The organism is Parapedomonas caeni, from assembly GCF_041060555.1.
Taxonomy (GTDB): domain Bacteria; phylum Pseudomonadota; class Alphaproteobacteria; order Sphingomonadales; family Sphingomonadaceae; genus CAUJIW01.
Genome location: NZ_JBEUDS010000005.1, coordinates 27,303 through 49,439 on the forward strand (window position 1 = coordinate 27,303; position 22,137 = coordinate 49,439).

The following is a 22,137-nucleotide window of genomic DNA, read 5'->3' on the forward strand; positions in this document are numbered from 1 at the left end:
AGATGACATCGGGTGCGTTGCAGGGTTTGCGGCTTGTCGAGATGGGGCAGCTGATCGCCGGCCCGTTCTGCGGCCAGTTGATGGCCGATCACGGTGCCGAGGTCATCAAGATCGAGCAGCCCGGCGAGGGCGACCCGATGCGCCAGTGGGGCCGCAACAAGCCGGTCTGGTGGCCGGTGGTTGCCCGCAACAAGAAGAGCATCACGCTCAACCTGCGCGATCCGCGCGGCCAGGATATCGTCCGCCAGCTCGCCGAGAAGTCCGACTTCCTGCTGGAAAATTTCCGTACCGGCACCATGGAGAAGTGGAATCTCGGCTACGACACGCTGTCGACGCTCAATCCCGCGCTCATCATGATCCGCGTCACCGGCTTCGGTCAGACGGGTCCCTATTCCGGGCGCGCCGGCTACGGCTCGATCGGCGAGGCGATGGGCGGCATGCGCAATCTCGCCGGTGACCCGTCGACGCCGCCCAGCCGCGTCGGCCTGTCGATCGGCGACTCGCTGGCGGCCACCTTCGCCTGCCTTGGCGCGCTGATGGCGCTGCAGCATCGCAACCGCACCGGCCATGGCCAGGTGGTGGATTCCGCCATTTACGAGGCGGTGCTGGCGATGATGGAATCGACCGTGCCGGAATATACCGAGGCCGGCTTCATCCGTGAGCGCACCGGCTCGATCCTGCCCAAGGTGGCGCCGTCGAACGTCTACACCACCAAGGACGGCGAGATTCTCATCGCCGCCAACCAGGACAGCGTGTGGAAGCGCATGGCCGAGGCCATGGGTCGCCCCGAGCTGGGCAGCGATCCGCGCTATGCCACCCACCATGCCCGTGGCGAGCACCAGGTCGAGATGGACGAGATGATCAACGCCTGGTCGAAGGAGTGGGACAGCGCGGCGCTGCTTGACCACCTGGAGGCCAATGGCGTGCCGGCGGGCAAGATCTACAAGGCGCCCGACATGCTGGCCGATCCGCACTTCAAGGCGCGCGAGGCGCTGGTCAAGGTCGCCCATCCCGAGTTCAAGAACCTGTGGATGCAGAATGTGTTTCCCAAGCTCTCGGAAACGCCGGGCGAAGTCGCCTGGGCCGGCCCGACGCTGGGGCAGCACAACGAGGATATCTATGGCGGCGTGCTTGGCATGAGCCGCGGCAAGATGGAGGAGTTGAAGGCCGACGGCGTGATCTGAGTTGTCGGCGCGCCCTGTCCGCTGGCGGGCGCGGCGGGGCTTGTTACGCGAAATCGTATGTCCGGGATCGCGCCAGACTGGTTTCAGTCTGGCGCGATTGCGTTCATGGGTGGGGCGATGTGCTGGCGTGCCGGAAGGTCAGCCGCATCTGCTTCTCCAGTTCGATCAGCGCGAAGAATACCACGCCGACACCGACAATCAGGACGCCATCCGCCAGAGGCACCGGATGGGTGCCGAAGATTGCCTGCAACGGCGGCAGGTAGGTGATGGCGAACTGTGCCGCCGTGATTGTGGCGACCGAGAACCATACCACCGGCGTGCCGCGCACGGCCGCCCAGGTCAGCGATGTGCCGTGGATGTTGCGGATGAAGAACAGGTGGAAGATCTCCAGTACCACCAGCATGTTGACCGCCATGGTCTGGGCCAGTTCGGTCGGGTAGCCGCGATCAATGGCGTAGGCGAAGACGCCGAACACGGCGGCCACGAACAGGCCGGAGACCAGAAGAATGTGCCAGACCAGTTCTCCGGTCAGCAATGGCGCCTCGCGGGGGCGCGGCGGCCGGCGCATGGTGCCGGTTTCACTCGGTTCGAAGGCAAGAGCGATGCCCAGGGTGGTAGCGGTGATGAGGTTGACCCACAGGATCTGCACGGCGGTCACCGGCAACGTCATGCTGGCCAGCAGGGCGATCATGATGGTCAGGGCTTCACCGGCGTTGGTGGGCAGCGTCCAGCTGATCACCTTCTTGATGTTGTCATAGACGGTCCGGCCCTCGCGCACCGCGGCGACGATGGACGCGAAGTTGTCGTCGGCCAGTACCAGCTCCGATGCCTCCTTGGCGGCCTCGCTGCCTTTCTGGCCCATCGCGACGCCGGCATCGGCCCGTTTGAGCGCCGGGGCATCGTTGACGCCATCGCCGGTCATCGCCACCGTCAGGCCGCGTGACTGCAGGGCGGTCACCAGCCGCAGTTTGTCCCTCGGCGAGGTGCGGGCAAAGATGTCGGTCTCCATCGCGGCCACATTCAGTTCGGCATCGTCCATCCGGTCGAGGTCGGCGCCGGTGAGCACGCGCGATGTGTTGCGCAGGCCGATCTGCGCGGCGATGGCGCGGGCGGTGGCGGCGTGATCGCCGGTGATCATCTTCACCTGGATGCCGGCGGCATGACATTCGGCGACGGCCGCCACGGCCTCCGGCCGGGGCGGGTCGATGAGGCCGACGAGGCCGATCAGGGTGAGTTCGCCATCGAGATCCCGGTTGTTGAGCACGGTCTTGCTCTGCGGCATCGCGCGCGCGGCGACGGCGATCACCCGCTGGCCCTCGGCCGCGAGTTCCTCGATCCGGTCATTCCAGTAGCCGGGGTCGATCGGGGCCGTGCCGCCGCCGGCGACCTGGTGGTGCCGGCACATGCCCAGCACGACTTCCGGCGCGCCCTTGACGTGCACAAAGCCATGGCCCTCGTGGTCATGGTGCAGCACCGCCATGTAGCGGTGGGCGGCGTCGAAGGGGATCGCGTCGGTACGTGTCGCATGCGGGAATGAGTCGGGGCCGTCGCCGGTGATCTTGCCGGCCAGTGCAATCAACGCGCCTTCCATGGGGTCGCCCTCGACCCGCCATTGTTCGCCGTCGAGATGCACCGCGGCATCGTTGCACAAGGCCGCCGCCCGGGCGAAGGCCATGAGCAGCTCGTCGCGGGTCGGGTCGTCGATGACGCGGTCCCCCCGCCGGATGGTGCCCATTGGCGCGTAACCGTTGCCCTCGACGCCATACAGGCCATCCGACGTCGCCAGCGCGGTCACCACCATTTCATTGCGGGTGAGTGTGCCGGTCTTGTCGGAGCAGATCACGGAAACCGCGCCGAGCGTCTCGATCGCCGGCAGCCGTCGCACGATCGCGTTGCGCCGCGCCATGGCCTGCACACCCACCGCCAGCGTGATGGTCAGCACTGCGGGCAGACCTTCCGGGATCGCGGCCACCGCCAGGCCGACGACGATCATGAACAGCTCGCTGAAGGGCAGGTGGCCGACAAAGCCGCCATAGGCGAGCAGGCAGGCCCCGACCAGCAGGATGAACAGGCTCAGCCAGCGGGCGAACATGTCCATCTGGTGGACCAGGGGGGTGGTGAGCGCCTCGATTGTCGACAGCATGCCGCTGATGCGGCCGATCTGGGTCGCGGCCCCGGTGGCGACCACCAGGCCGCGGGCCGTGCCGGCCGCGATCAGGGTGCCGCTGAACAGCATGGAGCTGCGATCACCCAGCGCGGCACTGGCGGCGACCGGCTCGATGCCCTTCTCCACCGGCACGGACTCGCCGGTGAGGATGGCCTCCTCCGCCTTGAGGCCACGGGCCTCGATCAGCCGGAGATCAGCCGGTACGCGGTCGCCGGCCTCCAGCAGCACGATGTCGCCGGGCACCAGGTCGGCGGCGTCCAGGTCGCGTCGCCTGCCGTCGCGCAGCGCGGCGGTATGGGGCGCCAGCATGCCGCGGATGGCGGCCATGGCGTTTTCCGCCCGTCCCTCCTGGATGAAACCGATGACCGCATTGGCGATGACGACCGCCAGAATAACGCCGGTATCCACCCAGTGCGCCAGTGCCGCCGTGATCGCCGCGGCGGCCAGCAGCACATAGATCAGGATGTTGTGAAACTGGGCCAGCAGGCGCACCAGCGCGCTGCGTCCCGGCGGCTCCGGCAGGCGGTTGGCGCCATGGATGGCCCGGCGCCGATCAGCCTCTTCGGTGCTCAGTCCGCCGGGCGGGGCATCGACGGCGGCCAGTGCCTCGATCGTCGGCAAGGTGTGGAAATCATTGCGCGGCGGCCGTGGTGTCATGGTCGCGGTCATGATCGCTCCTTGCGTCGCGGGGCTCGCCGCCCCCTGGCGCCGGCACGAGTTTTCGCACGGGCTTTCCCCCTGTCCGGCATCGCTCCCCCGGCCGGCGGCGATGCCACCGGACCGGCCGTGGTCTCAGACTAGAGCAGATGACGCGGCAGGAGTAGCCGATGCAGGTCGCCTGATCGGAGTCGAAGAACCGCTGGTCGATATTGATGGCAGGTCGCGGGCACACCCGCGCGGCGTGGCTGTCGCATCAAGGGCGACAGCCGGCAGTCTGGACCGGGTCATGCATATTGTCGGGAGTCGGTGCCGGCGTAAGGCGCCAGGGGGGCGAGCCGGCACGGCAGGGGCGCACGGTTGGTGGAACGCAAGATTGGTGCCCCTGGCCGGACTCGAACCAGCACGCTGTTGCCAGCAACAGATTTTGAGTCTGCCGCGTCTACCAATTCCGCCACAGGGGCACCCGGGCTTGGCGGCCGGCACTATAGAGCCGATGGAGGGCGGGTCAATCGCTGGATTGCGTTCCCGCGCCGGGCGCGGTACCGCCTGATCCAGCTTTGCCGGTTGGCCTGTGTCCTTCCTGTGCTGCCTGTCCCTCTTGCTCTGAAAGTCGCGGCCCCATGGTCGACGCCCGTTCCCCCCGTCCCCGTCCTTCACGACCGCGTGCCGCCGCGGGTCGCCCAGCCGGAGGTGCTCGCGCCACCAGCCCCGAGGAGGCGCCGCAGCGGATCGCCAAGCTGCTCGCCCGTGCCGGCGTCGGCTCGCGCCGCGACGTCGAGCGGATGATCGCCGAGGGCCGGGTGGCGCTCGGCGGCAAGACGCTCGATACCCCGGCGACGCTGCTCGCCTCGCTCGCCGGCGTGACGGTGGATGGCCAGCCGGTGGCGGCGGCCGAGCCCACCCGGATGTGGCGTTTCCACAAGCCGACCGGCTGCCTGACCACGGCGCGTGACCCCGCCGGCCGGCCGACCATTTTCGATCTGCTGCCGCCGGGGCTGCCGCGCCTGCTCACCATCGGCCGGCTCGACTACAACACCGAGGGCCTGCTGCTGCTCACCAACGACGGCGCGCTCAAGCGGCGCTTCGAGCTGCCGGCCAACGAGGTGGAGCGTGTTTATCGGGCGCGGGTGCGCGGCCGGCTTGACCATGTGGCGCTGGCCGAACTGGCCGAGGGCATCGCCATCGAGGGTGTGCGCTATGGCTCGATCATCGCCGAGGTCGAGGCCAGTCAGGGGCTCACCCACTGGCTGTCGCTGAAGCTGCGCGAGGGCAAGAACCGCGAGGTGCGCAACGTGCTGGGGCATCTTGGCTTGCAGGTCGCCCGGCTGATCCGTGTCCGCTACGGCGACTTCGATCTCGGCGACATGGCGCCCGGCAGCATCGAGGAAGTGCCGGAAGCCCAGGTTGCCTGGGCGAGTGGGCAGCGGCACCACCTGCGCGCCGCCGGCAACGACGACAAGACCGCCGGCCGGCCCGGCCGCGCGACATCGCGACGGGGCGCGCCGGAACCGGCACCGGCGGCCGTACCGTCGCGGCTGGTGGTCGACGGGCACCGGGTGCGCGTCCGGCGGGACGACGAGATGGAACCGGCCACGCCCGAACCGCCCGTGCGGGAGGAGGGCAGTCGCGGCGGTGGTCGTGGCACCCGGCGCGTCGCCGGGCGGCGGGCGCCGGCACCCCGCCAGACCGGAGCGCGGGCCGGGGAGGCGCGGCCCGACACCGGCGCCGGCAAGGGGGATGGCGGCAAGGGATCTGGCGGCAGGGGAACTGGTGGTCGCCGCGCCGCCCGTGGCCGGCAGCGGACCGCCGAGGCCCCATCGGCGCCGGAGCGGGTCGCCGGGCCGCCACGCGGGCGATCGCCGGATATCACGCCCTCGGCCCGCCCGGCGAGCGATCGGTCCGCTCGGGACCGTCCCGGCAGGCCCGGGGCGGCCGAGGGCAAGAGTCGCGCCGGCACGCCACGCCGCGCCGGTGATGGCGGCGGCACGGGTCGCGCGGGCGCCGGTCGCGGGCAGGGTGGCGAGGGCCGGCGGCCGGGTGGCGGTCGACCAGGTGGCGGCCGGCCCGGCAAGCCGCGCGGCCGGCGGTCATGAGTCGGCCCGCCTCAACACCTCCGGGGCTGCGGATCATCGCCGGCAGCTGGCGCGGTCGGCGTATCCCCTCGCCCGTGGCGGCGGATGTCCGTCCCACCACCGATCGAGTGCGCGAGGCGCTGTTCAGCATGTTGGCCGCGCGGTTCGGCAGCCTGGAGGGGCTGACGGTGGCCGACCTGTTCGCCGGCAGTGGCGCCCTGGGGCTGGAGGCGTTGTCGCGCGGGGCAGCCCGGGCGATCTTCGTCGACAGCAACCGTGGCGCGGGCCAGGCGATCGCCCGGACACTGGCCGCGTTCGATGCCACCGCCCGGGGCACGGTGCTGACGGCGCCCGCCGACCGGCTGCCGCCGCGTGACACGCCGGTTGATCTCGTGCTGATGGACCCGCCCTATGGCAAGGGGCTGGTGGTGCCCGTGCTGGCCGCGCTTGCCGAGGCTGGCTGGGTTGGGCCGCACAGCTGGGCCAGCGTCGAGACGCCGCGCGAGGAAGCGGTGGATGCCGCCGGCTGGGACGTTGTCCACAGTGCAAGCTACGGCAAAAGCAGGATCAGCCTGCTGCGCCCCGTCGCTGCCGATGGCAGTTGTTAATGCCTTGTATACCAATTGCACTTATGACCATATGGTAAATGCCGCTGGTTCATCAGCGTTTGATGGATCGGCGGACCTGTTTTGGCGAGAACGACAGGGGCAAGTCGATGTCGCTTGGTGTAATGAGTGCGACCGGGCGCCAAGACCCGGATATTAACAAGTCGACGCTGTCGGCGTCGGATTCTGTTGCTGCGGGTGACGGCAGTCTGCGTGTCCTCGTCGCCGAGGATAACCCCGTCAATCAGCTTCTGGTGCAGACCCTGCTGCATCTGGGCGGCCATAGTTGCCAGATCGTCGCCAATGGCGCCGCCGCCGTGGCCGCGGTTCAGGAACAAGACTTCGACGTCGTGCTGATGGATGTACGGATGCCCGAGATGTCGGGTATCGAGGCCAGCCGCGCCATCCGGGCGCTCGGCGGCGTGTTTTCGTCGCTGCCGATCATTGCCATGACCGCCAATTCCTCGCCGGAGGACGCCGAGGAGTGTGCTTCGGCCGGCATGAACGATTACATGCCCAAGCCCATCGACAGGGCGGCTTTCTACCAGAAACTGAGCGGCCTGCGGGCCTGAGCGGCGGTGTCGGTCGCGCGCCCAGGCAATCGCCGGCGTATCGGGGTCAGCTGCGCTCGATCTGGGTCGCGGCGGCATCCAGCGCTGCCGCCATGGCGTTGATCTGCTCGTCGTCCGGCGTCTGGCCGGATAGACGCAGCCGCAGCGCCATCTTGAGGTTTTCCATGGCGCGGAGGATCTGCGGTGGCGGACCGCCGGCTTCCTTGTCGCGGACCCAGGCCATGCGTTCCTCCAGGCCCTGCACCGCGGCGGCGTGCTCGCGCAGCGCCAGGCGGCCGGCCTCGGTGATGCTGTAGAGCTTCTTGCTCTCGGCCTGCTCGGCGCTGACCTGGCCCAGTTCCTCCAGCAGGGTGAGCGTCGGATAGATGACGCCGGCGCTGGGTGAATAGGCGCCGCCCATCCTGTCCTCGATGGCCTTGATCAGCTCGTAGCCGTGGCGTGGCTTCTCGCCGATCAGCTTGAGCACCACCAGCTTGAGGTCGCCGTGCTCGAACATGCGGGCACGCCGGCGTCCGCCGCCCCACATGCCCCCACCGGGGCCGCCGCCAAAGCCGCCGCCCATGCCGCCGGCGCGGGGTCCGCGGCCTTCGCCGCCGAACCAGTCGTGATGACGTCCATGTCGTCTCATAAGTCGCTTTCCTTTCTAAACATGTTTTAGATATATCTTTATTGTTCTAAATGTCAAGGCTGTGCTTCGCGACGTATCGCAAGCCGGCGCGGAGGCCCGCACAGGCGCGTGGCGTCGGGCGGTGTCCTGCGCTACATCCGGGGGCATGAGCAGCCTCACGACCCCCGATCACGCCGATCCGCCCTATATCGCCAGCCTCAATGCGCCCCAGCGCGAGGCCGTGCTGACCACCGACGGTCCGGTGCTGGTGCTGGCGGGCGCCGGCACCGGCAAGACCAGCGCGCTTACCGCCCGGCTGGCGCACCTGGTGGCGACCGGTCGCGCCTGGCCCGGCGAGATTCTCGCCGTCACCTTCACCAACAAGGCGGCGCGCGAGATGCAGCACCGGGTTGGCCAGCTGATCGGCGGCGCGGTGGAGGGGATGCCGTGGCTGGGCACCTTCCACGCGGTGGCCGCGCGCATCCTGCGCCGGCACGCCGAGCTGGTGGGCCTGAAGTCCAACTTCACCATTCTCGACACCGACGATCAGATCCGCCTGATCAAGCAGATCATCCAGGCCGAGGGCATTGACGAGAAGCGCTGGCCGCCACGGGTGTTCGCCGGCATCATCGACCGCTGGAAGAATCGCGGCTGGACGCCGGAGAAGCTGCCGGAGGCCGAGAAGGGCGTGTTCGCCGATGGCCAGGGCGGTGACCTCTACGCCGCCTATCAGGAGCGGCTGAAGACGCTCAACGCCTGCGATTTCGGCGATCTGCTGCTGCACACGCTGACCATTTTCAGCCAGCATGCCGATGTGCTGGCCGACTATCAGCGCCGCTTCAAATACATCCTGGTCGACGAGTATCAGGACACCAACGTCTCGCAGTATCTCTGGCTGCGACTGCTGGCCCAGGCCCGCAAGAACATCTGCTGTGTCGGCGACGACGACCAGTCGATCTATTCCTGGCGCGGCGCCGAGGTCGGCAACATCCTGCGCTTCGAGCAGGACTTCCCCGGCGCCAAGGTGATCCGGCTGGAGCAGAACTACCGCTCCACCCCGCACATTCTCGGCGCGGCCTCCGGGCTGATCACCGCCAACCAGGGCCGGCTCGGCAAGACGCTGTGGACGGACGCGCGCGAGGCGGGCGAGAAGGTGCATGTCATCTCGGTGTGGGACGGCGCGGACGAAGCCCGCACGGTGGGCGAGCGCATAGAGCGGGCGCAGGGGCGCGGCCAGCGGCTGCGCGACTTCGCCATCCTGGTACGCGCCTCGTTCCAGACCCGCGAGTTCGAGGACCGCTTCATCACGCTCGGCCTGCCGTACAAGATCATCGGCGGCTTCCGCTTCTACGAGCGGGCCGAGATCCGCGACGCCATGGCCTATCTGCGGGTGCTGATGCAGCCCGACGATGATCTGGCGTTCGAGCGCATCGTCAACCTGCCCAAGCGCGGGCTGGGCGACAAGACGCTGCAGAAGGTGCATCTGCTGGCGCGCGCCCAGGGCATCCCGATGACCCGTGCCGCCCAGGCGATGGTGGAGACCGACGAGCTGCCGCCCGGCGCCCGCAAGACGCTGGGCAATCTGCTGGCCGATTTCGACCGCTGGCGGGCCGAGCTTCCGCATCTGCCACACGCCGAGCTGGCGCGGCTGGTGCTGGAGGAGTCCGGCTATGTCGCCATGTGGCAGGCCGACCGCTCGCCCGAGGCCGCCGGCCGGCTGGAGAACCTCAACGAACTGACCCGCGCCATCGAGGAGTTCGAGAACCTGTCGGCCTTCCTCGATCATGTTTCCCTGGTGATGGACAACGAGGCGAACGACGATCACGACAAGGTGACGATGATGACGCTGCACGCCGCCAAGGGGCTGGAGTTCGACTCCGTGTTCCTCGCCGGCTGGGAGGAAGGGGTGTTCCCCAACCAGCGCAGCCTGGACGAGGGCGGCACCGCCAGCCTGGAGGAGGAGCGGCGGCTGGCCTATGTCGGCATCACCCGGGCGCGCCGCGTGGCGACCATCCTGCATGCCGCCAACCGCCGGGTCTATGGCCAGTGGCAGTCCTGCATTCCCTCGCGCTTCCTTTCCGAGCTGCCGGCCGAGCATGTCGATCATGAGTCGACGCTCAGCGGCGGCGCCACGCCCAACTGGCGCTGGACGGTGACGCCCCACGACGGCGATCCATTCGGGGTTGCCGGTCGTGGCGAGGGTCGCGGCCCCGGCTGGGGGCGGGCGGCGGCGGCGCTGGGTGCGGGGCTGGCAGGCGCGGCCGGGGCAGGCCGTCCGGGCGACTCGCTGGGCGCCCGCCGCGCGGCGGCGGGGGGACGCCGGGGCACGCTGATCGAGGGCCGGGCAACGTCGCGCAGCGTGTCGTCGCCGGTGTCGGCGATTCCGGTGGGCGCGCGCGTGTTCCACGACAAGTTCGGCTACGGCGCGGTGATCGAGGTCGACGGCAACAAGCTGGAGATCGAATTCGAGCTGTCGGGCCGCAAGCGGGTGGTCGACAGTTTCGTCAGCCTCGCCTAACAGGGCGGCCATGTCCGACATCTCCGCGCCCGAGACGACCGCTGCCGCCAGTCCCGCACCCGAGGCCTGGCGCGTCACCCTGCCCTGCACGCGGGCGGAGGCCGAGGCCGTGCCGTTCGAGGTGCCGGCGTTTGCTCACCTGCCGGTGCCGCCGACGCTGATGACCACCGAGCCCGACGCGCACGCGCCGGACGCCTGGGTGCTGGAGGCGTTTTTCGTCAGCGCCCCGACGGCGGACGATCTGGCGGCGCTGCGGGCGCTGGCGCCCAGTGCCGGCGCCGGGGACGTGACCGTCGAACCCGTCTATCCCGCCGACTGGGTGGTGGAGAGCCAGCGCCAGTTGCGGCCGATCACCGCCGGGCGCTTCCATATCTATACCCGCTTCAGCGCCGACAGCCTGCGGCCGCACCATATCGGCCTGCGCATCGAGGCCGGTCAGGCCTTCGGCACCGGCCAGCACGCCACCACCAGCGGCTGCCTGGGCGCGCTCGACCGGCTGGCGCGATGCTGGCGGCCGCGCAACGCGCTCGATCTGGGCACCGGCTCGGGCATTCTCGCCTTCGCGATCGCCAAACGCTGGCCGCGGGCGCGGGTCACCGCCAGCGACATCGACCCCGTGTCGGTCCGGGTGGCCGCCGCCAACGCGCGGCAGAACGGGGTGGGCGTCGGTGTCGGCGCCGGGCGCATCAGCTTCGCCACCGCCGCCGGTCTGGCCCACGCGACGCTGCGCGCCAACGCGCCGTACGATCTGATCACCGCCAACATCCTGGCGCCGCCGCTGATCGCCATGGCCGCCGACATCAGCGCGGCACTGGCACCGGGGGGCGTGCTGATTCTCGCCGGCCTGCTCGACACACAGGAAGCGGCGGTGGCGGGCGCTTACCGCGCCCATGGTCTGAAGCCGGTGTTCCGCAGCCAGACCGGCGACTGGCCGACGCTGGTGCTGCGCCGCTGACGGGCGCGTGCCCCCCCTGAAACATCAATGCCGTGGATGCATGGCATCCACGGCACAATGACCCGTCCACGGTGTAAGGTGTTACGGCCGCCAGGCGTGGAAGAGTTTCATCTCTTCCATGGCTGGCATGAGCGAGAACGCCTTGCGTCGCGGTCGCCGCGAGGGCTGAACCTCGTCGTTGGCGGCATCAAGGGTGGGGAGGGTCGGCTTGTTGAGCGCCGGCGCCTCAAGGATCTCCACGATGGGGAGGTGCGCTAAAGCTGCACTCATGATGTCCTCCGTTGCATTGTGACCACAATCTGGTCGTGAGCGTGATATAGGAGGCACAGATTGGATTGTGCAGTGCATCAAACCGCAGCTTAGACATGCATTTTTTGCATATGTTGTGGCGGCCGATTTCTTGATGCAGGCCGTGGTTTCGTAATTTTATGTCCCGGCGAGGGCGATGCTGCTAATTCCCTGGCCCTGCTGCCGGCGGGGCGCCTCATAACATTGTGATTGGCCGGCGGTGCCCGGCGGCGGCGACTATCCTTGCGAACGCGCAACGATGTCGAGCCAGGCCGCCTCGTCGATGACGGCAACCCCCAGCGACTGGGCCTTTTTCAGCTTGGAGCCGGCGCCGGGGCCGGCGATCAGCAGGTCGGTCTTGGCTGATACCGACTTGGCGATGCGGGCGCCCAGCCGTTCGGCGCGGGCCTCCGCCTCGTCCCGTGTCATCTGTTCCAGCGTGCCGGTGAACACCAGCGTCTTGCCGGTCACTTCCGACTGGGTGGTCTCGAACACATAAGGTTCGACCGTGACCTCGCGCAGCAGTTCGTCGAGCACCTGGCTGTTGTGCGGTTCGGCGAAGAAGTCGACCAGGGCTTCCGCCACCACCGGGCCGATCTGGGCGACGCTGATGCGCGCCTGCAGCTCGGCGGCCAGTTTCTTCTCGATGTCGGGTGCGGCCAGCCCGCTGTCGCGCATGCGGGCGATGGTCGCCTCACGTTCGGCGCCCAGTGCCTCCAGCGCCGCCCGCAGGGCGCCGAAGTCGCCGTAGGCCTTGGCGAGATCGCGCGCCGTCACCTCGCCGACGTGGCGGATGCCCAGCGCGAAGATGAAGCGGTCGAGCGGCACGGCGCGGCGCGCCTCGATGGCCGCGAGCAGCCGGGCGACCGACTGGCGGCCCCAGCCCTCGCGGGTCTCGATGTCGGCCGCGCGGTCCTTCAGCCGGAAGATGTCAGCCGGCGTATCGATGATGCCATCGGCGAAGAACGCCTCGATGTGCTTTTCCCCCAGCCCCTCGATGTCGAGCGCGGTGCGGGAGACGAAGTGGCGCAGCCGCTCCACCCGCTGGGCCTTGCAGATCAAGCCGCCGGTGCAGCGGCGGATCACCTCGCCGGTCTCGCGTTCGGCATGGCTGCCGCACACCGGGCACAGGTGGGGGAAGGCGAACGGCCGGGCGTCCGCGGGGCGGCGTTCCGGCACCACGCCCAGCACCTGCGGGATGACGTCGCCGGCGCGCTGGACGATCACGGTGTCGCCGATGCGCACGTCCTTGCGGGCGATCTCGTCCTCGTTGTGCAAGGTGGCGTTGGTGACGACGACGCCGCCCACCGTCACCGGCTCCAGCTTGGCGACCGGCGTCAGCGCGCCGGTGCGGCCGACCTGAATCTCGATGTCGCGCAGGATGGTGGTGGCCTTCTCGGCGGGAAATTTGTGGGCGATCGCCCAGCGCGGGCTGCGCGCCACCTGGCCCAGCCGGTCCTGCCAGTCCAGCCGGTCGACCTTGTAGACCACGCCGTCGATGTCATAGCCCAGCCCGGCGCGATCAGCCTCCGTTTCAGCGTAATAGGCGAGGATGTCGTCCAGGCTGGCGCAGCGACGCACCCGCGCGTTGACGGGGAAGCCGTATGACTTCAGCGCCGCCAGCATCTCCCACTGGCTGTCGGCCGGCAGCGCCGAGACCTCGCCCCAGGCATAGGCGAAGAAGCTGAGCGGCCGCTTCGCGGTGATGGCGGGGTCGAGCTGGCGCAGGCTGCCGGCGGCGGCATTGCGCGGGTTGGCGAACGTCTTGTCGCCGGCGGCCGCCTGGGCCTCGTTGAGAGCGGCGAAGTCGGCCTTGGCCATATAGACCTCGCCGCGCACCTCCAGCACCGCCGGCCAGCCGGCGCCGCCCAGCTGCTGCGGGATATCGCCGATGGTGCGCACGTTGGCGGTCACGTCCTCGCCCTCGCTGCCGTCGCCACGGGTGGCGGCCACGGTCAGCGCGCCGTTCTCGTAGCGCAGCGACAGCGACAGGCCGTCGATCTTCGGCTCCGCCGTCACCACCACCGGCGCGGCGGCGTCGAGCTTGAGGAAGCCGCGCACCCGGTCGAGGAAGTCGCGGACGTCCTGGTCGGCGAAGGCGTTGTCGAGGCTCAGCATCGGCCGGGCGTGGCGCACCTTGCGGAACTTCGACACCGGCGCGGCGCCCACCTGATGTGCTGGGCTCAGAAGGTCGACAAGCTGGGGAAAGCGCGCCTCGATCGCCCGGTGGCGGGCCACCAGCCCGTCATAGGCGGCATCCGGGATGCTCGGCGCGTCCTCCTGATAGTAGCGGCGGTTGTGGTCGGCGATCTCCTCGGCGAGCCAGCCCAGCTCGGCCTTCGCCTCCTTCTCCGACAGCGCGTCGACGCCCTTGCGGCGGGTCAGCAGGCGATCCATGGCTCAGGCTCCCAGCAGGCGTTCGGCCTGGGCGCGCGCCTCGTCGGTGACGATATCGCCGGAGAGCATGCGGGCGATCTCCTCGCGCCGTTCGCCGCCGTCGAGCCGGGTGATGGCGGTGCGGGTGGCGCCGTCGCGGGTCGCCTTGGCGATGCGCCACTGGTGGTGGCCGCTGGCGGCGACCTGCGGGCTGTGTGTCACCACCAGCACCTGGGTCTGGCCGCCCAGCCGGCGCAGCCGGTCGCCGATGGCCGAGGCCACCGCGCCGCCGACGCCGCGGTCGATCTCGTCGAAGATCAGCGTGCCGGCCGAACCGTCGGCCGCCAGCGCCACCTTCAGCGCCAGGATGAAGCGGGACATCTCGCCGCCCGAGGCGATCTTCGTCAGCGGGCCGAACGGTGCGCCGGGGTTGGTGGCGATGGTGAACGCCACCCGGTCCTGGCCGGCCGCGCCCCAGGCGTCCTCGGCCAGCGCCTCGACATCGGTCCGGAACCGCGCGGCATCCAGTTTCAGCGGTTTCAGCTCTGCGGCCACCGCCGCGTCCAGCCGGCCGGCCGCCTCGACGCGCGCGGCGTGCAGGGCATCGGCCGCCGCCTTGAAGCGGGTCCGGGCCTGGGCGGTCTCCCGCGTCAGTCGGGCGACGCTTTCCTCGCCGCTCTCCAGTGCGGCCAGCCGCCCGGACAGCTCGGCGGTGAAGGCGGGCAGCGCCTCCACCGTCACCTTGTGCTTGCGGGCAGCACCGCGCAGCTCGAACAGCCGGCTTTCCACCAGTTCGATGCGCTGCGGATCATAGGCCATGGCCTGGCGGGCGCGGGCGAGGTCGTCCTCGCTCAGGCTGGCGGCATCGATGGCCCGGTCGAGCGCCTCCAGCGCGCCGCGCAGGCTGTCGTCCTCGCCGGCCAGCCGTTCCAGCCGGCGGGCCGCCTGGCGCAGCACCGCAAGGCCGCCGTCGCTGCCCCCCAGCGCTTCGAGCACCAGATCGAGATCCCCGGCCAGCCGCTGGCCTTTCAGCATGGCGGCGCGTTCGTCGGCCAGCGCCTGCTCCTCGCCCGGCTCCGGGTTGAGGCGGCTAAGCTCGTCGACGGTATGCGTCAGCCATTCGCGGTCCCGTTCGGCCTCGACCAGTGCCGCCTGCGCTTGCGCCAGCGCGGCGCGACTCGCGGCCCACGCGGCGTGGGCGTCGGCGACCGCCTGGGTAAGGGACGGGTAGCGGCCGAAGGCGTCCAGCAGATCGCGGTGGCCGCGCGGGTTGAGCAGGCCGCGATCGTCGTTCTGGCCATGGATTTCCACCAGCCGCTCGCCGATGTCGCGCAGCAGGGCGACGCCGGCTGGCTGGTCGTTGACGAAGGCCCGCGAGCCGCCGTCGGCCTTCAGCACCCGGCGCAGCAGCAGCACCTCGCCGTCGTCGAGCCCCGACTCCCGCACCAGCACGCGCGCGGGGTGGTCGGCAGGCACCTCGAAGGCGGCGGTGACGGCGGCCTGGGGTGCGCCACTGCGGACCAGACCGGCGTCGGCGCGGGCGCCCAGCGCCAGCCCGAGACTATCGAGCAGAATCGACTTGCCCGCGCCGGTCTCGCCGGTGAGCGCGCACAGGCCGCCCTCGAACTCGATGGTGAGCGCCTCGATCAACACCACGTCACGAATGGTGAGCGAGGTCAGCATGGGCCCGCGTCAGCCTCCGGCTTTGTCGGGCTGGCCGGCGGGCTCCGCCGGTGCCGTGGTGGGCGCTGGCAGCTGTGCGGTGGCCACCGGCTTCAGCCGGTTCATCAGCGCGTAGGAGCGTTCGTACCATTTGGAGCCGGGGTAGTTGTGGCCGAGCACGGCAGCCGACCGCTTGGCCTCCTCGCGCATGCCCAGCTCCAGATAGCACTCGACCATGCGGTGCAGCGCCTCCGGCACATGGGTGGTGGTCTCGTAGCGTTCGATGACGCTGCGGAAGCGCAGCGTCGCGGCGAGAAATTCGTGCCGGCTCTGGTACCAGCGGCCGATCTCCATCTCCTTGCCGGCCAGATGGTCGCGGGTGAGGTCGATCTTCAGGCGGGCATCGGTGGCATAGGAGGTGTTCGGGTAGCGCCGCGTCAGCTCGTTGAGCGACTGGAGCGCCTGCTCGGTGACCTTCTGGTCACGGCCGACGTCCGAGATCTGCTCATAATAGGACAGCGCGATCAGATAGTAGGCGTAGGGCGCGTCACGGTTGCCCGGGTGCAGGCTGAGGAAGCGCTGGGCGGCGAGGATCGCCTCCTGATAGCGGTTGGCCTGGTAGTAGGAGAAGGCCGACATCAGCTGCGCGCGGCGTGCCCACACCGAATAGGGGTGCTGGCGCTCCACCTCGTCGAACAGCATTGCCGCCTGACGATACTGGCCCTTGGCCAGCGTGTCGGCACCGAGATTGTAGAGCGTCTCGACGTCGCGGGCGACGTAGGTCAGCTCTTTCTTGTCCTTGGCGCAGGAGGCAAGGGCGAGGCCTGCCGCCAGCACCAGCAGCGCGCGACGCAGGAAACGGGTCGAGTCGGTTCTCATCATGACCTTCCTTTAGCGAAGCGTTTGCCATCGGCCAAGGCACTCTGGTTGCGAATGCGGCCAAGCCCTGCCATAGCTGCGACCGCTGGATGTAACGACACCAAGGGGCGCTGTGAACCTCCTCGTCTTCTCAACGCTTTATCCGAACGTGTCGCAGCCCAATTTCGGCATCTTCGTCGAGAATTCGGTGCGACACGTGGCCGCCAGCGGCATCGCGACGACGGTGGTGGCGCCCAATGGCGTGCCGCCCTGGCCGCTGGACCGGCTGACCCGCTACCGGGCGCTGGCCGATCTGCCGGAGGCGGAGACCTGGCGCGGGCTGGATGTCCGCCGGCCACGGTTCCAGCTGTTGCCGGCGATCGGCTGGCGCTTCAATCCGGCGGCCATCGTGCGTGCCGCCCGGCCGGTGTTGCACCGGCTGCGGGCTGAAGGCTTCGTGTTCGACGCCATCGATGCCCAGTTCTTCTACCCCTGCGGCGTGGCGGCGGTGCAGCTGGCTCGCGAGTTCAACGTGCCGGTGACCATCAAGGCGCGTGGCTCCGACATCGCGCTTTGGGGCCAGCGGCCGGCGGCGCGGCGCGCCATCCTGTGGGCAGCCGGCCGTGCCCAGGGCATCACGGCGGTGTCGGAGAAGCTCAAGGGCGAGATCGAGGCCATGGGGGTGCCCGACGAGAAGATCGGGGTGCATTACACGGCGGTCGATCTCGACAATTTCGCCCCCGGCGACCGGCAGGCGGCGCGCGCCGCGCTGGCCGGCGAACTGGGGCTGGAACCGGGGCCGGGGTGCGACTCCGGGCGGCCGCTGATCGTCTCTGTCGGCAGCCTGACGCCGGTGAAGGACTTTCCGCTGCTGCTCAACGCGCTGCGCCAGGTGCCGGCGGCCGACCTGCTGATCGCCGGTCACGGCCCCGAGCGGGCGGCGCTGGAGCAGCTGGCGGGCACGCTCGGGCTCGGTGCGCGGGTGCGCTTCCTTGGCGCCATCGCCCACGACCGCCTGCCGCTGCTCTATCGCGCGGCGGACCTGTTCGCGCTGGCCAGCCAGCGGGAGGGGCTCGCCAATGTCTGGATCGAGGCGCTGGCCTCCGGCACCCCGGTGGTGACCACCGATGTCGGCGGCGCCCGCGAGGTGATCGACCGGCCGGAAGCCGGCCGGGTGGCGGCGGCGCGGACACCCGAGGCCCTGGCGGCGGCGATCAACGACGTGCTGGCGATGCCGGTGGATCCGCAGGCGGCCCGCGCCTCGGCCGAACGCTTCTCCTGGGCGCGCCATGTCTCGGCCAAGCGGGCGCATCTGGAGCGGCTGGTCGCCGGGCACTGAGCCTGCGAGATGTTGATCAGGCGGGATGTGGATCAGGTGGGCGGCGGCCGGTGTGGTGGCTGCCAATCCTACACATATTGGCCGGTGGTCGCAGGCCCGTGCGGTCGCCTATGGTCGGGTGCCATTCAGGGAGAAGGATGCGGATGACCGACTATCACGCCGTCGCGGCGCTCGATGACATTGCCGAGGGCAGCAATCGTGCCTTCAAGGTAGGCGATCTGTCGGTGCTGATCTGTCGTCAGGCCGGCGAGGTGTTCGCTATCGAGAACAACTGCACCCACGCGCTGCAAGCGCTGGAGGGTGGCAAGATGCGCGGCGACAAGCTGTTCTGCCCCGCCCATGGTGCCTGCTTCAACCTGCGCACCGGCCAGCCGATCGGCACCGTCACCCGCAAGCCGGTGCGCACCTTCCCGGTGCGCGTCACCGACGGCACCATCGAGGTCTCGCTCGGCGACTGATGGCGTGTCGTGTCTAGAGGGCGGCGGCCCGCTGGAAGGCCGGCCGCGCCAGCAGCCGCTCGTAATAGGCGGCGGTGCGCGGTTTGAAGTGGGGCCGCCAGCCCAGCCGCGCGTCGGCGAGATAGAGCGCGAAGCCGACGCAGATGTCGGCGATGGTGAAGCGCCCGGCACACAGATAGTCCCGATCCGCGAGCGCCGCCTCCAATGATCGCAGGCGGGAGAAGAACCAGGCGGTATAGTCGTCGGCGGCCTTTTTCAGCGTCGGGTCCGGCTCGAACTGGGTGTAGCGCAGCACGATGGTCTGCGGGAAGGTCAGCGTCGCGTCGGCGCGGTGCAGCCAGTTGAGATAGTCGCCATAGGCGGGTTCATCGACGGCGACGGCAAGGTCGGTGGGGCCATGGCGGTCCACCAGATACTGGGCCATGGCGACGGATTCGCTCATCCGCGTCTCGCCATCGACGAGGAACGGCACCGTGCCCAGCGGGTTGACCGCCAGGAAGTCGGGCGAGGTCAGCCGGGGCGGGAAGGGCAGTATCACCAGGTCATAGGGCAGGCCCATCTCCTCCAGCGTCCACAGCGGGCGCAGCGAGCGGGAAACGGTGCAGTGATACAGCGTGATGGACATGACGGACGGTCCTGAAAAGCGGTTTGAATGGCCTGTTGTGAGACATTCGATGGCCGTTGTCGCGGGAGAGATGTGGACTTGGGTGTGCCGGGGCGCTTAGATCGGCGCGCTGCCGGCTTGCGGTGGCGCCTGTGAGGGTTGCGCTGCCCATGCTTCTCGATCCGTTCATTGTCGCCCTGTTTGTCTGCGTGGTGCTGGCGAGCCTGCTGCCGGTCTCCGGCGCGCCGGCCGAATGGCTGGATGGCGTGACGACGGCGGCCATCGTGCTGCTGTTCTTCCTGCACGGCGTGCGGCTGAAACGCGACGCGCTGATCGCCGGTCTCGGCCACTGGCGGCTGCACCTGCTGATTCTCGCCATCACCTATGCGGCGTTTCCGTTGCTCGGGCTGGGCCTGCGGCTGGTGGGCGGGCCACTGATGACGCCGTCGCTGTGGCTGGGCGTGCTGTTCATCTGCGTGCTGCCGTCGACCGTGCAGTCGTCCATCGCCTTCACCTCCATCGCCGGCGGCAATGTGGCGGCCTCGCTGTGCGCGGCGGCCTTCTCCAACCTGCTGGGCGTGCTGCTGACGCCGCTGCTCGTCGGGCTGGTGATGCAAATGGATGGCGGTCACGGCATGTCGGGCGCGCATGTGGCCCGCATCGCGCTGCTGCTGCTGGCGCCGTTCGTCGTCGGTCATCTGTTGCGGCCGTGGCTGGGCGACTGGGCCGACCGGCGCAAGACGCTGCTGTCGTTCACCGATCGCGGCACCATATTGCTTGCCGTCTACGGCTCCTTCTCGGCGGCCGTGGTCAGCGGGCTGTGGCAGCAGGTGGACGCGGTGCAGCTGGCGGTGCTGGTGGGCGTGTGCTGCGTGTTGCTGGCGCTGGTGCTGGGGCTGACCTTCGCCGTCGCCCGGCTCGCCGGGTTCGATCGCGCCGACCAGATCGCCATCGTCTTCGCCGGCTCCAAGAAGTCGCTGGCCAGCGGCGTGCCGATGGCGCGGGTGCTGTTCCCCGGCGCCGCCGCCGGGCCGATGCTGCTGCCGATCATGATCTTCCACCAGATCCAGCTGGTGGTGTGCGCCTGGCTGGCGCGCCGCTACGCGGCCCACCGGCCGGAGGCCTGACGGCCACCAGCCGGCGGTATCGCCACCTCAGTGCATCTTGAAGCGGATCGGCACCGACTTCGGCCCGCAGACGAAGTTGGCCTCCATCCGCTTGGGCGTGCCCGCCAGCTCGACCGCCTCCAGGCGCGGCAGCAGTTCCTCCCACAGGATGCGCATTTCCATGCGTGCCAGGTGCTGGCCCAGGCAGACATGGGCGCCATAGCCGAACGCCACGTGCTTGTTGGGCGAGCGGGTGATGTCGAAGCGGTAGGGGTCGTTGAACACCGCCTCGTCGCGATTGCCCGACGGGTAGCACAGCATCATCCAGTCGCCCTTGGCGATGCGCTGGCCGGCGACTTCGGTATCCTCGGTGGCGGTGCGCATGAAGTGCTTCACCGGCGTCTCCCAGCGGATCGATTCCTCGATGAAACCGCGCATCAGCCCCGGATCGGCCTTCAGCCTGGCGAACTGGTCGGGGTTTTCCGCCAGCGCCCACAGCGCGCCCGAGGTGGTGTTGGAGGTGGTGTCGTGACCGGCGGTCGCGGCGATGATGTAGTAGGACATCGCCTCCAGATGCCCCAGCGGCTCGCCGTTGATGGTGCCATTGGCGATGACGCTGGCGAGATCGTTGCGCGCCTGGCGCCGCCGGTCGTCGGTCATCTCGTTGAAGTAGATCATGAAGTCCGCCACCGTCGCCTGCACGGAGGCCAGGCCCTCGGCGGAGTCGACAATCGAGCCGGTACGGTTGAGCTCGGGGTCGGCGCTGCCGAACAGCTCCTGCGTCAGCTTGAGCATCCGCGCCTCGTCGCACGCGGGCACGCCGATCACTTCCATGATGACATGCAGCGGGTAGAGGAAGGCGACGTCCTTGGCGAAGTCGCACTGGTCGCCGAGGTCGGCCATGCGGTCGACGAAGCCGCGGGCGATGGTGCGGATGCGCGCCTCCAGGCTGTTGAGGCTCTGCGGCTGGAACCACGACTGGGTGAGCTTGCGGTAGTTGCCATGGTCGGGATTGTCCATCTGCACCAGCGAGCGCACCAGATGCGGCGAACCACCCATCATCGCCCGCACCTTGCGGTCATTCTCGATGGTGGTGACGATGGTGGCGCGGTCGCCGTTGTGGAACACCTCGTTGCGCAACTCGATGTCACGGATGTCGGCGTTGCGGGTGACCACCCAGAAGGGGTCGTAATTGTCCGGCTGGGCCATCGCCAGCGGCGACTCCCGGCGCAATTGCGCGAAGGCCGCGTCAATGCGGTGCCAGTCGGCATAGGCTTTCGGGTCGACAATGGTGTTCGCGAGTTCCTGTGCAATCATCTGTTGAGCCTCCCCAGGGTCGGATGTTCCGACATTCAGTCCCCGTCGGATTTTCCGACTCCATGCCGTCAGGGCTAACATGAAACTTGCTATACAGCCAACAAATAAGTTACGACGGTGCCATGATGCCGCTGTCCCGTCCTGAATCCGCCTCGTCCGCCCGCCGCCGCACCCAGGCCGAGCGCAGCGACGAGTCCGAACGCCGGCTGCTCGACGCCACGGTGGCGGTGGTCGCCGGCGAGGGCGTGCGGGCCGCCACCTTCGAGGCGATCGGCCGGGTCGCCGGCTACAGCCGTGGGCTGGCGACGCAGAAATTCGGCTCCAAGGACGGGCTCATCAAGGCGCTGATCGCCGACCTGCACGCCCGCCAGGACGCGCTGCTGACCGCCCACCACATGGACGACATGCCGGGGTTGGAGGCCGCGCTCGGTTACGCCGACCTGTACCTGCGCGACCTCACCGAGAACGCCGAGACGCGGGCCTATTTCATGCTGATGGCGGAGGCGATCGCCGACCTGTCGGCGTTGCGCGCGGCCTTCGCCGCCTCGCACGAGACGGTGAAGCAGTTTCTCGCAGGCTTCATCGTCCGCGGCCAGCGGGAGGGCGCCATCCGCGCCGAGGTCGACCCGGAGGCGGCGGCGCTGATGATCGGCACCATGCTGCTGGGCTTGAGCGTGCAGTGGCTGATCGACCCGACGCTGGACGTCGCGCGCGTGCGCGTCGCCAGCCTGGAGACGCTGCGGCTGGCCTTCGCCGCGCCGGCGCGGCGCGCGCGGGGCTGACCGGAGC

At 69.3% G+C, this 22,137-nt stretch carries 18 protein-coding genes and 1 tRNA gene; 10 read left to right on the plus strand and 9 right to left on the minus strand.

The window, feature by feature from the left end:
• Window positions 1–2: 2 nt before the first annotated feature.
• The gene (locus tag ABU113_RS05180; RefSeq protein WP_454558428.1) at window positions 3–1,184 is read left to right on the plus strand and encodes a CaiB/BaiF CoA transferase family protein; all 1,182 of its coding nucleotides are present in this window, start codon (window positions 3–5) and stop codon (window positions 1,182–1,184) included.
• A gap of 103 nt (window positions 1,185–1,287) precedes the next feature.
• On the opposite strand, the gene ABU113_RS05185 is transcribed toward ABU113_RS05180, so the two are convergent.
• Window positions 1,288–4,020 (minus strand): HAD-IC family P-type ATPase, encoded by a 2,733-nt coding sequence (locus tag ABU113_RS05185; protein ID WP_454558429.1) that lies wholly within the window; start codon window positions 4,018–4,020, stop codon window positions 1,288–1,290.
• A gap of 365 nt (window positions 4,021–4,385) precedes the next feature.
• A tRNA-Leu gene (locus ABU113_RS05190) sits at window positions 4,386–4,472 on the minus strand.
• Window positions 4,473–4,631: 159 nt separating this feature from the next.
• Here ABU113_RS05190 and ABU113_RS05195 point away from each other — a divergent pair.
• From ABU113_RS05195 to ABU113_RS05205, 3 genes are read left to right on the plus strand one after another with little or no spacing between them, the layout of a single operon-like run.
• A complete protein-coding gene (locus tag ABU113_RS05195) occupies window positions 4,632–6,104 on the plus strand; it encodes a pseudouridine synthase (protein WP_454558430.1) in 1,473 nt (490 codons plus the stop codon).
• Window positions 6,101–6,691, plus strand: coding sequence for a 16S rRNA (guanine(966)-N(2))-methyltransferase RsmD (rsmD, locus tag ABU113_RS05200; RefSeq protein WP_454558431.1), 591 nt, complete (start codon window positions 6,101–6,103; stop codon window positions 6,689–6,691). Before ABU113_RS05195 ends, rsmD begins: the two co-directional genes overlap by 4 nt.
• Window positions 6,692–6,729: 38 nt before the next feature.
• A complete protein-coding gene (locus tag ABU113_RS05205) occupies window positions 6,730–7,260 on the plus strand; it encodes a response regulator (RefSeq protein WP_454558432.1) in 531 nt (176 codons plus the stop codon).
• A gap of 46 nt (window positions 7,261–7,306) precedes the next feature.
• Here ABU113_RS05205 and ABU113_RS05210 read toward each other — a convergent pair whose 3' ends face one another.
• A complete protein-coding gene (locus tag ABU113_RS05210) occupies window positions 7,307–7,888 on the minus strand; it encodes a PadR family transcriptional regulator (protein WP_454558433.1) in 582 nt (193 codons plus the stop codon).
• Window positions 7,889–8,033: 145 nt separating this feature from the next.
• Between ABU113_RS05210 and ABU113_RS05215 the strand changes: the two genes are divergently transcribed.
• Window positions 8,034–10,385, plus strand: coding sequence for an ATP-dependent helicase (locus tag ABU113_RS05215; RefSeq protein WP_454558434.1), 2,352 nt, complete (start codon window positions 8,034–8,036; stop codon window positions 10,383–10,385).
• Window positions 10,386–10,395: 10 nt separating this feature from the next.
• Complete coding sequence (locus ABU113_RS05220; protein ID WP_454558435.1) at window positions 10,396–11,340, plus strand: 50S ribosomal protein L11 methyltransferase; 945 nt, start codon at window positions 10,396–10,398, stop codon at window positions 11,338–11,340.
• Between the two features lie 81 nt (window positions 11,341–11,421).
• On the opposite strand, the gene ABU113_RS05225 is transcribed toward ABU113_RS05220, so the two are convergent.
• The 4 genes from ABU113_RS05225 to ABU113_RS05240 form a co-directional block, all read right to left on the minus strand.
• Window positions 11,422–11,610, minus strand: a complete 189-nt coding sequence (locus tag ABU113_RS05225) for a hypothetical protein (protein WP_454558436.1) — start codon at window positions 11,608–11,610, stop codon at window positions 11,422–11,424.
• A 255-nt stretch (window positions 11,611–11,865) separates the two neighbouring features.
• Window positions 11,866–14,025, minus strand: coding sequence for an NAD-dependent DNA ligase LigA (gene ligA, locus ABU113_RS05230; protein ID WP_454558437.1), 2,160 nt, complete (start codon window positions 14,023–14,025; stop codon window positions 11,866–11,868).
• A 3-nt stretch (window positions 14,026–14,028) separates the two neighbouring features.
• Window positions 14,029–15,687, minus strand: coding sequence for a DNA repair protein RecN (gene recN, locus ABU113_RS05235; RefSeq protein WP_454558438.1), 1,659 nt, complete (start codon window positions 15,685–15,687; stop codon window positions 14,029–14,031).
• A 9-nt stretch (window positions 15,688–15,696) separates the two neighbouring features.
• The gene (locus ABU113_RS05240) at window positions 15,697–16,548 is read right to left on the minus strand and encodes an outer membrane protein assembly factor BamD (protein ID WP_454558439.1); all 852 of its coding nucleotides are present in this window, start codon (window positions 16,546–16,548) and stop codon (window positions 15,697–15,699) included.
• 145 nt (window positions 16,549–16,693) lie between these two features.
• On the opposite strand from ABU113_RS05240, the gene ABU113_RS05245 reads away from it, so the two are divergent.
• Both ABU113_RS05245 and ABU113_RS05250 read left to right on the plus strand, forming a co-directional pair.
• A complete protein-coding gene (locus ABU113_RS05245; protein WP_454558440.1) occupies window positions 16,694–17,863 on the plus strand; it encodes a glycosyltransferase in 1,170 nt (389 codons plus the stop codon).
• Window positions 17,864–18,006: 143 nt separating this feature from the next.
• Entirely contained in the window at window positions 18,007–18,321 is a 315-nt protein-coding gene (locus ABU113_RS05250; protein WP_454558441.1) for a Rieske (2Fe-2S) protein, read from the plus strand.
• Between the two features lie 13 nt (window positions 18,322–18,334).
• On the opposite strand, the gene ABU113_RS05255 is transcribed toward ABU113_RS05250, so the two are convergent.
• Complete coding sequence (locus ABU113_RS05255) at window positions 18,335–18,946, minus strand: glutathione S-transferase family protein (protein WP_454558442.1); 612 nt, start codon at window positions 18,944–18,946, stop codon at window positions 18,335–18,337.
• 149 nt (window positions 18,947–19,095) lie between these two features.
• On the opposite strand from ABU113_RS05255, the gene ABU113_RS05260 reads away from it, so the two are divergent.
• Window positions 19,096–20,052, plus strand: coding sequence for a bile acid:sodium symporter family protein (locus tag ABU113_RS05260; protein WP_454558443.1), 957 nt, complete (start codon window positions 19,096–19,098; stop codon window positions 20,050–20,052).
• Between the two features lie 27 nt (window positions 20,053–20,079).
• On the opposite strand, the gene ABU113_RS05265 is transcribed toward ABU113_RS05260, so the two are convergent.
• Window positions 20,080–21,348, minus strand: coding sequence for a cytochrome P450 (locus ABU113_RS05265; RefSeq protein ID WP_454558444.1), 1,269 nt, complete (start codon window positions 21,346–21,348; stop codon window positions 20,080–20,082).
• A gap of 122 nt (window positions 21,349–21,470) precedes the next feature.
• Here ABU113_RS05265 and ABU113_RS05270 point away from each other — a divergent pair, with 122 nt between their 5' ends.
• Window positions 21,471–22,130 carry a TetR/AcrR family transcriptional regulator gene (locus ABU113_RS05270; protein ID WP_454558445.1) on the plus strand — a complete coding sequence of 220 codons (660 nt, stop codon included), beginning with the start codon at window positions 21,471–21,473 and terminating at the stop codon, window positions 22,128–22,130.
• Window positions 22,131–22,137: the final 7 nt, after the last annotated feature.